At 69.1% G+C, this 13,177-nt stretch carries 9 protein-coding genes and 1 tRNA gene; all 10 read left to right on the top strand.

The window, feature by feature from the left end; genetic code table 11:
- The first annotated feature begins 350 nt into the window (after nucleotides 1–350).
- Nucleotides 351–2,213, top strand: a complete 1,863-nt coding sequence (gene dnaA, locus GWI24_RS04590) for a chromosomal replication initiator protein DnaA (protein ID WP_210944610.1) — start codon at nucleotides 351–353, stop codon at nucleotides 2,211–2,213.
- An 860-nt stretch (nucleotides 2,214–3,073) separates the two neighbouring features.
- Entirely contained in the window at nucleotides 3,074–4,204 is a 1,131-nt protein-coding gene (gene dnaN / locus GWI24_RS04585) for a DNA polymerase III subunit beta (RefSeq protein WP_210944609.1), read from the top strand.
- 105 nt (nucleotides 4,205–4,309) lie between these two features.
- On the top strand, nucleotides 4,310–5,191 hold the full coding sequence (gene gnd, locus GWI24_RS04580; RefSeq protein WP_210944608.1) for a phosphogluconate dehydrogenase (NAD(+)-dependent, decarboxylating): 882 nt from the start codon (nucleotides 4,310–4,312) through the stop codon (nucleotides 5,189–5,191).
- Nucleotides 5,192–5,248: 57 nt separating this feature from the next.
- Nucleotides 5,249–6,391: a DNA replication/repair protein RecF gene (recF, locus tag GWI24_RS04575; protein WP_210944607.1), complete on the top strand. Its 1,143-nt coding sequence runs from the start codon at nucleotides 5,249–5,251 to the stop codon at nucleotides 6,389–6,391.
- A complete protein-coding gene (locus GWI24_RS04570) occupies nucleotides 6,388–6,948 on the top strand; it encodes a DUF721 domain-containing protein (RefSeq protein ID WP_210944606.1) in 561 nt (186 codons plus the stop codon). The genes recF and GWI24_RS04570 overlap by 4 nt, the downstream gene beginning before the upstream one ends.
- A 307-nt stretch (nucleotides 6,949–7,255) precedes the next feature.
- Nucleotides 7,256–9,286 (top strand): DNA topoisomerase (ATP-hydrolyzing) subunit B, encoded by a 2,031-nt coding sequence (gene gyrB, locus GWI24_RS04565; protein WP_210944605.1) that lies wholly within the window; start codon nucleotides 7,256–7,258, stop codon nucleotides 9,284–9,286.
- A 42-nt stretch (nucleotides 9,287–9,328) separates the two neighbouring features.
- Entirely contained in the window at nucleotides 9,329–11,953 is a 2,625-nt protein-coding gene (gyrA, locus tag GWI24_RS04560; RefSeq protein ID WP_210944604.1) for a DNA gyrase subunit A, read from the top strand.
- A 3-nt stretch (nucleotides 11,954–11,956) separates the two neighbouring features.
- Nucleotides 11,957–12,730, top strand: coding sequence for a DUF3566 domain-containing protein (locus GWI24_RS04555; protein WP_210944603.1), 774 nt, complete (start codon nucleotides 11,957–11,959; stop codon nucleotides 12,728–12,730).
- A gap of 62 nt (nucleotides 12,731–12,792) precedes the next feature.
- A tRNA-Ile gene (locus GWI24_RS04550) sits at nucleotides 12,793–12,866 on the top strand.
- Between the two features lie 191 nt (nucleotides 12,867–13,057).
- Nucleotides 13,058–13,177 (top strand): DLW-39 family protein (locus tag GWI24_RS04545; protein WP_210944632.1); only part of this gene is annotated, 120 nt, incomplete at its 3' end.

Below are 13,177 nucleotides of genomic sequence, written 5' to 3'. Positions count from 1 at the left end.
GTGCACCGCTTCACGACCACGGACCATCAGCCCGTGAATCCTTGCCCATCGGAGGCAGGCGGCAGCAGCCATCGACAACTCGACCTGGTTACGGTACGCGCGGTTACGCCATCCGGTCAAACCGGTGGCCGACACCCTGACAGCGCGCCATCCCCCACAACCTAGGGGCAAGGGAACGCCCGGCGACATCGCATGGCACATTTGTACACACCCTGTGGACAACGACTTGAACCGCGCACCCCGGCCTGACTACCGTGGCTGGGCTCCGATTCCTTCACGCCCGTCCCGAGAACCACGCATTCGTGGGACCTGTCGGCGTCCCCCACCCAGCGAGTGAGAGAGCGTGCCCTGTGGCTGACGTACCCGCCGATCTTGCCGCAGTGTGGCCACGTGTGCTCGAGCGGCTGCTGGGAGAGGGCTCCGGGCAGGGCGGACAAGGCGTCGAAGCCAAGGACGAGCACTGGATCAAGCGGTGCCAGCCCCTCGCGCTGGTCGCCGACACCGCGCTGCTCGCCGTCCCCAATGAATTCGCCAAGGGCGTACTGGAGGGCCGGCTGGCCCCCGTCGTCAGCGAGACGCTGAGCCGGGAGTGCGGCCGCCCGATCCGCATCGCGATCACCGTGGACGAGTCCGCCGGCGAACCGATCGTCCCCCCGCAGCCCCATCGCGAGCAGCGCGAGTCCTACGAGAGCTACGACGGCCGGGACGGCTATGGCCGCCAGGCGCCGGACGATCTTCCGTCGGCCCGCCCCGCGTACCCCGGGTATCAGCAGTCGCGCCCCGAACCGGGCGCCTGGCCGCGGGGCCGTGACGACTACGGCTGGCAGCAGCCCCGGCTCGGCGGCTTCCCCGAGAGCGACCCGTACGCATCCCAGCGCGCCTCGTCCAGCTATGACCAGCAGTCCGGCTACGACCAGCAGTCCGGCTATGACCAGCAGCCGTACGAGCCGCAGCCGCGCGGCGACTACCGCGGCCCGGGTGCCGAGCGCCCCGGGCCGGGCGGTCCCGGTGGCATCCCCGGCCCCGGGGCGAGCCCCGAGCGCCCGCCGTACGAGCAGCGCCACGATCTGCCCGACCCGCTCGAGCGGGCCCGCGGCGGCCCGCCCGTGCTGCCCTCGCAGACCGGCGCCCCCGGCCCGCTCGCCGCTCAGCCCGCGCCCGCGTCCGGCCCCGGTGAGCCGACCGCGCGGCTGAACCCCAAGTACCTCTTCGACACCTTCGTCATCGGCGCGTCCAACCGCTTCGCGCACGCCGCGGCGGTCGCCGTCGCCGAGGCACCGGCCAAGGCGTACAACCCGCTGTTCATCTACGGCGAGTCCGGGCTCGGCAAGACCCACCTGCTGCACGCCATCGGGCACTACGCCCGCAGCCTCTACCCCGGCACCCGGGTGCGCTATGTGAGCTCGGAGGAGTTCACCAACGAGTTCATCAACTCCATCCGCGACGGCAAGGCGGACGCGTTCCGCAAGCGCTACCGCGACATGGACATCCTGCTGGTCGACGACATCCAGTTCCTGGCGAGCAAGGAGTCGACGCAGGAGGAGTTCTTCCACACCTTCAATACGCTCCACAACGCCAACAAACAGATCGTGCTCTCCTCCGACCGGCCGCCCAAGCAGCTGGTCACCCTGGAGGACCGGCTCCGCAACCGCTTCGAGTGGGGCCTGATCACCGATGTGCAGCCGCCGGAGCTGGAGACCCGCATCGCGATCCTCCGTAAGAAGGCGGTGCAGGAGCAGCTGAACGCACCGCCGGAGGTGCTGGAGTTCATCGCCTCGCGGATCTCCCGCAACATCCGTGAGCTGGAGGGCGCGCTGATCAGAGTGACGGCCTTCGCGAGCCTGAACCGGCAGCCGGTGGACCTCGGACTCACCGAGATCGTGCTGAAGGATCTGATCCCCGGCGGCGAGGACGCGGCCCCGGAGATCACCGCCACCGCGATCATGGCCGCGACCGCCGACTACTTCGGGCACACGGTCGACGATCTGTGCGGCGCCTCCCGCAGCAGGGTGCTGGTCACCGCGCGGCAGATCGCGATGTACCTCTGCCGGGAGCTGACCGATCTCTCGCTGCCCAAGATCGGCGCGCAGTTCGGCGGCCGCGACCATACGACGGTGATGCACGCCGACCGCAAGATCAGGGCGCTGATGGCCGAGCGGCGCTCCATCTACAACCAGGTGACCGAGCTGACCAACCGCATCAAGAACGGCTGAGAGGGGCCCGCAGGGCCACCGCGAACCGCTGAAGGGCGCTCCGGGACGGACATCTCCCGGGGCGCCCTTCGTCGTCCTCCCTCGTTACATCGCCGTCCCTCGTCGTTCACCGCTACGAAGCTGTTCGATTCCCTGCCCGGCCGGCCCGGTTCTCCACAGATCCACAGCTCATCCACCGTCCACACCCTGGGGACATGGGAGTTGTCCCGATAGCGTCCACAGGGTGTCCGGTGGAAAGGGGATCCCCCGAGGTCAGCGGGTTGTGGAATTGTGGCTAACGGGAGTCCACAGACTGTGGATGATCGAGATGCCCACAGGCCGCGCGTCAGCTTGTCCACCGGCAACCCACAGCCAAAAGCCCGTTGCCCACAGCTTCTCCACACCGCTGTCCACTGTTCGGCAACGAAACGGCCACGGTCACCGGGCCGAGTGAAAGGCGTCACACCGAAGAGGCGGGTTGGGCTGTGGGGAAGGTGGGTAAAACTGGGGACGGCGCTGGGGAGAACCGGGCGATGTCTGTGCATCGCATGTGCAGAACTCTTCGGCGTCCACAGAAAGCCCTGGTTGTCCACCGCCCCCACCCACAGGCCCGGTGGACAAAAAATCGCCTCTGACCAGGGAAGATCGAGTTTTCCACGGTTTCCACAGGGCCTACTACTACGACCACATAGAGATAGCGAGGAAATCGCTTCGAAGTGGGGCCTGTGCACAACCTCGGGCCGAGCCGCCCGACACCCCGCGCACCGACTTGACCCCGAGCCGCACCGACTGTCGGCGGCGTGCGTCAGACTGGTCTCCGGCGACACAGCCGACGACGAAGGCCAGCAGGGCGAGCCAGCAACAGCAGGAGGCGGCTTACGGTGAAGATCCGGGTGGAGCGCGATGTACTCGCGGAGGCAGTGGCCTGGACGGCCCGCAGCCTCCCGGCCCGACCGCCGGTGCCCGTCCTCGCGGGGATCCTGATGAAGGCGGAGGAAGGCGCGCTCAGCCTCTCCGGCTTCGACTACGAGGTCTCGGCCCGCGTCTCGGTGGAGGCCGACATCGAGGACGACGGCACCGTCCTCGTCTCCGGCCGGCTCCTCGCCGACATCTGCCGCGCCCTTCCCAACCGCCCTGTGGAGATCTCCAGCGACGGGGTGCGGGTGACCGTGGTCTGCGGCTCCTCGCGATTCACACTCCACACCCTGCCTGTGGAGGAGTACCCGGCACTGCCGCAGATGCCGACCGCGACCGGCACCGTCCCCGGTGAGGTCTTCGCCGCCGCCGCGGCCCAGGTCGCCATCGCCGCCGGCCGTGACGACACCCTGCCGGTGCTCACGGGTGTGCGGATCGAGATCGAGGGCGACACCGTCACGCTGGCCTCCACCGACCGCTACCGCTTCGCGGTCCGCGAGTTCCTGTGGAAGCCCGAGACTCCCGACATCTCCGCCGTCGCGCTGGTGCCCGCCAAGACGCTCCTCGACACCGCCAAGTCGCTGACCAGCGGTGACACCGTCGCGCTCGCGCTCTCCGGCTCGGGTGCGGGCGAGGGCCTGATCGGCTTCGAGGGCGCCGGGCGCCGTACGACCACCCGGCTGCTCGAGGGCGACCTGCCGAAGTACCGCACGCTCTTCCCCACCGAGTTCAACTCGGTCGCGGTGATCGAGACCGCCCCGTTCGTCGAGGCCGTCAAGCGTGTGGCCCTGGTCGCCGAGCGCAACACCCCGGTGCGGCTCACCTTCGAGCAGGGCGTGCTGATCCTGGAGGCCGGATCCAGCGACGACGCACAGGCTGTGGAAAGGGTGGACGCCCAGCTCGACGGCGACGACATCTCGATCGCCTTCAACCCGACGTTCCTGCTGGACGGGCTCAGCGCGATCGACTCGCCGGTCGCCCAGCTGTCCTTCACCACCTCGACCAAGCCCGCCCTGCTGAGTGGCAAGCCCGCCATGGACGCCGAGGCGGACGAGGCGTACAAGTACCTGATCATGCCGGTCCGACTGAGCGGCTGAAAGCCGAGCGAATGAGCAGGTGTAGCCCACATCTGTGCGGCTACCCGCGGGCGTAGGCTCGGATTCACCGCGAAACGCAACGGACTACGGCACAAAGGATCACTGATGGAGCTCGGTCTCATCGGCCTCGGCAAGATGGGCGGCAACATGCGCGAGCGCATCCGCCGCGCAGGCCACACCGTCATCGGATACGACCGCAACCCGGACGTCGCCGATGTCCACAGCATCGATGAGCTCGTCAACAAGCTCAAGGGCCCGCGAGTGGTGTGGGTCATGGTCCCGGCGGGCGTCCCCACCCAGATCACCATCGATGAGCTGGCCGAGCTGCTGTCGCCCGGCGACATCGTCGTGGACGGCGGGAACTCCCGCTGGACCGACGACGAGAAGCACGCCGAGCAGCTCAACGCCAAGGGCATAGGCTTCGTCGACTGCGGTGTCTCCGGTGGTGTCTGGGGTCTGGAGAACGGCTACGCGCTGATGTACGGCGGCGCCGCCGACCATGTGGCCCGGGTCCAGCCGATCTTCGACGCGCTCAAGCCCGAGGGCGAGGTCGGCGCCGTCCACGCCGGCAAGGTCGGCGCGGGCCACTTCGCCAAGATGGTCCACAACGGCATCGAGTACGCGATGATGCAGGCGTACGCCGAGGGCTGGGAGCTGCTGGAGAAGGTGGACTCGGTCACCGACGTCCGCGAGGTCTTCCGCTCCTGGCAGGAGGGCACGGTCATCCGCTCCTGGCTGCTGGACCTGGCCGTCCGCGCCCTGGACGAGGACGAGCACCTGGGCAAGCTGCGGGGCTACGCGGAGGACTCCGGTGAGGGCCGCTGGACCGTGGAGGCCGCGATCGACAACGCCGTGCCGCTGCCCGCGATCACTGCGTCGCTCTTCGCCCGGTTCGCCTCCCGCCAGGAGGACTCGCCGCAGATGAAGATGGTCGCCGCGCTGCGCAATCAGTTCGGTGGCCACGCGGTCGAGAGCAACGAGAAGTAACCACCCCTCGGGGTCGGAAGCAAGCAGTACTGCCGGGGGAGGTCGGCGCAGCCCACTATGCACGTCACGCATCTCTCGCTCGCCGACTTCCGCTCGTACGTCCGGGCCGAGGTGGCGCTCGACCCGGGCGTCACGGCCTTCGTCGGGCCCAACGGCCAGGGCAAGACCAATCTCGTCGAGGCCGTCGGCTATCTCGCCACCCTCGGCAGCCACCGGGTCTCCTCCGACGCCCCGCTGGTCCGCATGGGCGCGGAGCGGGCCGTGGTCCGGGCCGCGGTCGTCCAGGGGGACCGGCAGCAGCTGATCGAGCTCGAGCTCAACCCGGGCAAGGCCAATCGCGCCCGTATCAATCGATCGTCGCAGGTCAGACCGCGTGATGTGCTGGGGATCCTGCGGTCGGTGCTGTTCGCGCCCGAGGATCTGGCCCTGGTCAAGGGCGATCCGGGCGAGCGCCGCCGGTTCCTGGATGAGCTGATCACCGCGCGGGCGCCCCGGATGGCGGGGGTCCGCTCCGACTACGACCGGGTGCTGAAGCAGCGCAACACCCTGCTGAAGACCGCCGCCCTGGCCCGGCGCCACGGTTCGCGCAGCGGGGGCGGCGACGCGGCCCTGTCCACTCTCGACGTCTGGGACCAGCATCTGGCCCGGGCCGGTGCCGAGCTGCTCGCCCAGCGGCTCGATCTGATCTCCGTGCTCCAGCCGCTCGCCGACAAGGCGTACGAGCAGCTCGCCCCCGGCGGCGGCCCGGTGCTGCTGGAGTACCGCGGCTCGGCTGGTGAGGGGCTGGCCGACGCGGGCAGCCGCGAGGAGCTGTACGAGCTGCTGATGGCCGCCCTCACCGAGGCCCGTAAGCAGGAGATCGAGCGCGGGGTCACGCTGGTGGGCCCGCACCGCGACGACCTGGTGCTCAAGCTGGGCCGGCTCCCCGCGAAGGGCTACGCCAGCCATGGCGAGTCCTGGTCGTACGCCCTCGCCCTGCGGCTGGCCTCCTACGATCTGCTGCGCGCCGAGGCGGGCGAGCCGGTGCTGGTGCTCGACGACGTCTTCGCGGAGCTGGACGAGCGGCGCCGGGAGCGGCTGGCCGAGCTGGTCGCCCCCGGGGAGCAGGTGCTGGTGACCGCGGCGGTGGAGGACGACGTCCCGCATGTGCTGACCGGTACGCGCTATGCGGTGTCCGAGGGCGAGGTGCGGCGCGTATGACCGACGGGATGGACCAGCCCGCGCGGCCCTCGGCGGCGCCCGGGTCCTCGCCGGTGCCCGAGCCCTCAGGGGTCGATCTCGCGCGGGTGGCGCTGCGCGCCGCCAAGGAGCAGGCGCGCGCCCGGGGGGCGGCGGCCCAGCAGAAGAAGCAGGCGCGCAGAGGGGGCCTGCGCTCCGGCGCGCGCGCCGATGGCCGCGATCCGCTTCCGCTCGGTGCGGCGATCAACCGGCTGATCACCGAGCGTGGCTGGGAGACCCCGGCCGCGGTCGGCGGGGTGATGGGCCGCTGGCCCCAGATGGTGGGCCCCGAGGTGGCCCAGCACTGCGAGCCCCAGCGCTACGACGAGGACGCCCGGGTGCTCACGGTGCGCTGCGACTCCACGGCGTGGGCGACCCAGCTGCGGCTGCTCGCGCCCCAGCTCGTGGCCCGGCTCAACGCCGATCTGGGCCAGGGCACGGTGAAGCTGATCAAGGTTCTGGGCCCCGGCGGCCCGCCCCGGCGCTACGGCCCGCTGCGCTCCCCGGGCTCCACGGGCCCGGGGGACACCTACGGCTGACCGGCGTTCGAGCGCTGGTGTTAACCGGGGGTAACAGGGTGACTGCTGAGACCCCGGTCACGGTAGCCGGTGGTTGACAGCCCGAAGCGCTGAGTGGCGGCGTGAGCCTCTTGGAGCCCGTCCCCGCATATGGGGAGTCGCTGGCGGCCGGTTCAGGGCGGCACATGCGGACTCAGACGGCAGCAAGCCCCCATTCTTGTCGGCGCTACCGGTAGACTGGGGCCGTACACCGTCGCCGCTGGCGCACCGAGCGCTTGCGGACACATGTTGAACGACGCAGCCGCTCCCGCCTGCCCGGAGACGGCTTGTGCTGTGCCAGAAAGGGCGCTTCGTGGCCGATTCCGGCAACCCCATCGAAAACATCCCGTCCACGCCCGACGGCGAGGCCCTGGCTCCGCCGTCGTACGACGCCAGTGCGATCACCGTTCTGGAGGGGCTGGAGGCGGTCCGCAAGCGACCCGGTATGTACATCGGTTCCACCGGTGAGCGCGGCCTGCACCACCTCGTCCAGGAGGTCGTCGACAACTCCGTCGACGAGGCCATGGCCGGTCACGCGGACACCATCGAGGTCACGATCCTCGCCGACGGCGGCGTCCGCGTCGTGGACAACGGCCGCGGGATCCCCGTGGGCATCGTCCCCTCGGAGGGGAAGCCGGCCGTGGAGGTCGTGCTGACGGTGCTGCACGCGGGCGGTAAGTTCGGCGGCGGCGGCTACGCCGTCTCCGGTGGTCTGCACGGCGTGGGCGTCTCCGTCGTGAACGCCCTGTCCAGCAAGGTGTCCGTCGAGGTCAAGACCGACGGCCACCGCTGGACGCAGGACTACAAGATGGGCGTCCCCACGGCGCCGCTCGCCAAGCACGAGGCCACCGAGGTGACCGGCACCACGGTCACCTTCTGGGCGGACCCGGAGGTCTTCGAGACCACCGAGTACTCCTTCGAGACGCTGGCCCGGCGCTTCCAGGAGATGGCGTTCCTCAACAAGGGCCTGTCGATCTCGCTGACGGACGAGCGCGAGGCCCATGTGGACGAGGAGGGCAAGCCGCTCTCCGTGAAGTACCACTACGAGGGCGGCATCGTCGACTTCGTCACCTACCTCAACTCCCGCAAGGGCGAGCTGGTCCACCCCACGGTGATCGGCTTCGAGGCCGAGGACAAGGAGCGGATGCTCTCCCTCGAGATCGCGATGCAGTGGAACACCCAGTACACCGAGGGCGTCTACAGCTTCGCGAACACCATCCACACCCATGAGGGCGGCACCCACGAGGAGGGCTTCCGCGCCGCGCTGACGTACCTGATCAACAAGTACGCGCGCGACAAGAAGCTGCTCCGGGAGCGGGACGACAACCTCACCGGTGAGGACATCCGCGAGGGCCTGACCGCGATCATCTCGGTCAAGCTGGGCGAGCCCCAGTTCGAGGGCCAGACCAAGACCAAGCTGGGCAACACGGAGGCCAAGACCTTCGTCCAGAAGATCGTCAACGAGCATCTCGCCGACTGGCTGGACCGCAATCCCAATGAGGCGGCGGACATCGTCCGCAAGGGCATCCAGGCGGCCACGGCCCGCGTCGCGGCCCGTAAGGCGCGCGATCTGACCCGCCGCAAGGGGCTGCTGGAGACCGCTTCGCTGCCGGGCAAGCTGAGCGACTGCCAGTCCAACGACCCGTCGAAGTGCGAGATCTTCATCGTCGAGGGTGACTCCGCCGGCGGCTCGGCCAAGTCCGGCCGCAACCCGCAGTATCAGGCGATCCTCCCGATCCGAGGCAAGATCCTCAACGTCGAGAAGGCCCGGGTCGACAAGATCCTTCAGAACAACGAGGTCCAGGCGCTGATCTCCGCCTTCGGCACCGGGGTGCACGAGGACTTCGACATCGCCAAGCTCCGCTATCACAAGATCATCCTGATGGCGGACGCCGATGTCGACGGCCAGCACATCAACACCCTGCTGCTGACCTTCCTCTTCCGTTTCATGCGCCCGCTGGTCGAGGCGGGGCATGTCTTCCTGTCCCGTCCGCCCCTCTACAAGATCAAGTGGGGCCGGGACGAGGTCGAGTACGCGTACTCGGACCGGGAGCGGGACGCGCTGATCCAGGCCGGCCGGGAGCAGGGCAAGCGCATCAAGGACGACTCGGTCCAGCGCTTCAAGGGTCTGGGCGAGATGAACGCCGAAGAGCTGCGGGTGACCACGATGGACCAGGACCACCGCGTTCTTGGCCAGGTCACGCTGGACGACGCTGCCCAGGCCGACGACCTGTTCTCGGTCCTCATGGGTGAGGACGTCGAGGCACGGCGCTCGTTCATCCAGCGCAACGCCAAGGACGTCCGCTTCCTCGACATCTGAGTCGGCCCCCAGCCGCAGACGACAGAAGGACTTTGACCAGCAATGGCCGACGAGAACACCCCGAACACGCCCGACGACCTGACCCCCGACGAGCTCGCCGAGGGCGCCGCCCTCCGCGTCGAGCCGGTCGGCCTCGAGACGGAGATGCAGCGCTCGTACCTCGATTACGCGATGAGCGTGATCGTCAGCCGTGCGCTGCCCGACGTCCGGGACGGCCTCAAGCCGGTGCACCGCCGGGTGCTGTACGCGATGTACGACGGCGGGTACCGCCCCGAGAAGGGCTTCTACAAGTGCGCCCGCGTCGTCGGCGACGTCATGGGCACCTACCACCCGCACGGCGACTCGTCGATCTACGACGCGCTGGTGCGGCTGGCCCAGCCGTGGTCCATGCGGATGCCGCTGGTCGACTCCAACGGCAACTTCGGCTCCCCGGGCAACGACCCCGCGGCGGCCATGCGGTACACCGAGTGCAAGATGGCGCCGCTGTCGATGGAGATGCTCCGGGACATCGACGAGGAGACCGTCGACTTCCAGGACAACTACGACGGCCGTAACCAGGAGCCGACGGTCCTGCCGGCCCGCTTCCCCAACCTGCTGATCAATGGCTCGGCGGGGATCGCGGTCGGCATGGCCACCAACATCCCGCCGCACAATCTGCGCGAGGTGGCCGAGGGCGCCCAGTGGGCCCTGGCCAACCCCGAGGCCACGCAGGAGGAGCTGCTCGACGCCCTGATCGACCGGATCAAGGGCCCGGACTTCCCGACCGGGGCGCTGGTCGTCGGCCGTAAGGGCATCGAGGAGGCGTACCGCACCGGGCGCGGCTCGATCACCATGCGCGCGGTGGTGGAGGTCGAGGAGATCCAGGGCCGGCAGTGCCTGGTGGTCACCGAGCTGCCGTACCAGGTGAACCCGGACAACCTCGCGCAGAAGATCGCCGACCTGGTGAAGGACGGCAAGGTCGGCGGCATCGCCGACGTCCGTGACGAGACCTCCTCGCGCACCGGCCAGCGCCTGGTCATCGTGCTCAAGCGGGACGCGGTCGCCAAGGTCGTCATCAACAACCTTTACAAGCACACCGATCTGCAGACCAACTTCGGCGCCAACATGCTGGCCCTGGTCGACGGTGTGCCGCGCACCCTCTCGCTGGACGCGTTCATCCGCAACTGGGTCACCCACCAGGTCGAGGTCATCGTCCGCCGGACCCGCTTCCGGCTGCGCAAGGCCGAGGAGCGGGCGCACATCCTGCGCGGTCTGCTCAAGGCCCTGGACGCGATCGACGAGGTCATCGCGCTGATCCGGCGCAGCGACACGGTGGAGACCGCGCGCGAGGGCCTGATGGGCCTGCTGGAGATCGACGAGATCCAGGCGAACGCGATCCTCGAGATGCAGCTGCGGCGGCTGGCCGCCCTGGAGCGTCAGAAGATCGTCCAGGAGCACGACGAGCTGCAGGCCAAGATCAACGAGTACAACGCGATCCTGGCCTCGCCCGAGCGGCAGCGGCAGATCATCAGCGAGGAGCTGACCGCGATCGTCGAGAAGTTCGGCGACGACCGGCGCACCAAGCTGGTCCCCTTCGACGGCGACATGTCCATCGAGGACCTGATCGCCGAGGAGGACATCGTCGTCACGATCACGCGTGGCGGCTATGTGAAGCGCACCAAGACCGAGGACTACCGCTCGCAGAAGCGCGGCGGCAAGGGCGTGCGCGGGACGAAGCTGAAGCAGGACGACATCGTCTCCCACTTCTTCGTCTCGACCACCCACCACTGGCTGCTCTTCTTCACCAACAAGGGCCGGGTCTACCGGGCGAAGGCGTACGAGCTCCCGGACGCGGGACGTGACGCGCGCGGCCAGCATGTGGCGAATCTGCTGGCCTTCCAGCCCGATGAGAAGATCGCGCGGATTCTCGCCATCCGGGACTACGAGGCGGTGCCGTATCTGGTGCTGGCCACCAAGTCCGGCCTGGTCAAGAAGACCCCGCTGAAGGACTACGACTCGCCCCGCTCGGGCGGTGTGATCGCGATCAACCTCCGGGAGATGGAGGACGGCCGCGAGGACGAGCTGATCGGCGCCGAGCTGGTCTCCTCCGCGGACGATCTGCTGCTGATCAGCAGGAAGGCCCAGTCGATCCGGTTCACGGCGACCGACGACTCGCTGCGGCCGATGGGGCGCGCGACCTCCGGTGTGAAGGGCATGAGCTTCCGCGAGGGCGACGAACTCCTCTCGATGAATGTCGTCCGGCCCGGTACGTTCGTGTTCACCGCCACCGACGGCGGGTACGCGAAGCGGACCAATGTCGATGAGTACCGCGTCCAGGGGCGCGGCGGTCTCGGTATCAAGGCGGCGAAGATCGTCGAGGACCGTGGTTCCCTGGTCGGGGCGCTGGTGGTCGAGGAGACCGATGAGATCCTCGCCATCACGCTCAGCGGTGGCGTGATCCGCACCCGGGTCAATGAGGTCAGGGAGACGGGCCGTGACACCATGGGCGTCCAACTGATCAACCTGGGCAAGCGCGATGCCGTCGTCGGCATCGCCCGGAACGCCGAGGCCGGTCGTGAGGCTGAAGAGGTCGAGGAAGAAACCGCGACCGTGAACGCGCCGGCCGAGGAGGCCGAGTCCGAGGCGGCCGAGGGCACAGCGCCCCCGGCCGACGAGACCGAGGAGTAAGTCGTGAGTGGAGCCACGGGTGCCGCGGGCGGCGGTGCGGACGCCGGAGGGCGTCCGGGATCAGGGGCCCCGACGGGTGGTCACACCGCTGGGGACGGCGCCCGTGGCCCGGCCGGGGACTCCGCCGCCGCGGCGGTGACCGAGACCCGGAAGCTGCGGCCGCAGCGCGATCCGCACCCCAAGCCCCAGCACTCCAGCCCGCTCCCCAACGAGCGTCCCGCCCCCGCCCAGCCCGCGCAGCCGTACCACCCGCCGCAGGCGTACGCCCCGCCGCCCGGCGGCGGGGCCGGACGGGGCGGCTCCGCGGTGCCCGGGCAGTCGGCCCAGACCGCCCAGACGGGGCACCAGCAGGCCGCCACGGCCGTCCGCCGCCCCCGTACGTCCGCGGGGGCCCGTCCGGCGCCGCGGACCCGCAAGGCCCGGCTGCGGGTCGCCAGGGTCGATCCGTGGTCGGTCATGAAGGTCAGCTTCCTGCTGGCGATCGCGCTGGGGATCTGCACGGTGATCGCGGTGGCGGTGCTGTGGATGGTCATGGACGCCATGGGCGTCTTCAGCGCGGTGGGCGGCACCATCAGCGACGCCACGGAGTCGCAGAAGGGCAGCGGGTTCGACCTGGAGTCCTTCCTGTCGCTTCCGCGTGTCCTGGGGTTCACCGGGATCATCGCCGTGATCAATGTGGTGCTGGCGACCGCGCTGGCCACGCTCGGGGCCTTCATCTACAACCTGTCGGCGGGCTTCGTGGGCGGCGTCGAGCTGACCCTGGCCGAGGACGAGTAGCGGCCCGCCCGTTACCGATTTTGGGACAGGGCAGGTGGTGCGCTAATCTTTCGGTGCAGCGCGGGGCTATAGCTCAGACGGTTAGAGCGCTTCCCTGATAAGGAAGAGGCCACAGGTTCAAGTCCTGTTAGCCCCACCGTCGCGATCAGCCTGGATGGAGATCTTCTCCGTCCGGGCTGATGTCGTATGGGGGCAGGGAGTTGATCCCCGCTTCCTTCCCGGTTTCTCATCGGCCAATGCCGGTCATAGGTCACCGATCGGTATCGGTCGGTGTGTATCATCAGGCGCCAGAGGTCCCCTACGTCAAGAAAGAGACGAGGTAGCGCGGTGAAGAAGCTGCTCCTGGTCGCACTGGCCGCCATCGGCGGGCTCCTCGTGTACCGCCAGATCCAGGCGGATCGCGCCGAGCAGGATCTGTGGACGGAGGCGACCGACTCCGTGCCCGCA

This window comes from Streptomyces sp. MK37H, from assembly GCF_018035285.1.
Classification (GTDB): Bacteria; Actinomycetota; Actinomycetes; order Streptomycetales; family Streptomycetaceae; genus Streptomyces; species Streptomyces endocoffeicus.
The sequence above is the reverse complement of the archived record's forward strand: the minus strand, read 5'-3'. Positions and strand labels throughout refer to the sequence as shown.

Coding starts and splice junctions, on each gene's coding strand:
- gnd (WP_210944608.1), top strand. CDS start 4,310: ATGGAGCTCGGTCTCATCGGCCTCGGCAAGATGGGCGGCAACATGCGC.
- recF (WP_210944607.1), top strand. CDS start 5,249: ATGCACGTCACGCATCTCTCGCTCGCCGACTTCCGCTCGTACGTCCGG.
- GWI24_RS04570 (WP_210944606.1), top strand. CDS start 6,388: ATGACCGACGGGATGGACCAGCCCGCGCGGCCCTCGGCGGCGCCCGGG.
- gyrA (WP_210944604.1), top strand. CDS start 9,329: ATGGCCGACGAGAACACCCCGAACACGCCCGACGACCTGACCCCCGAC.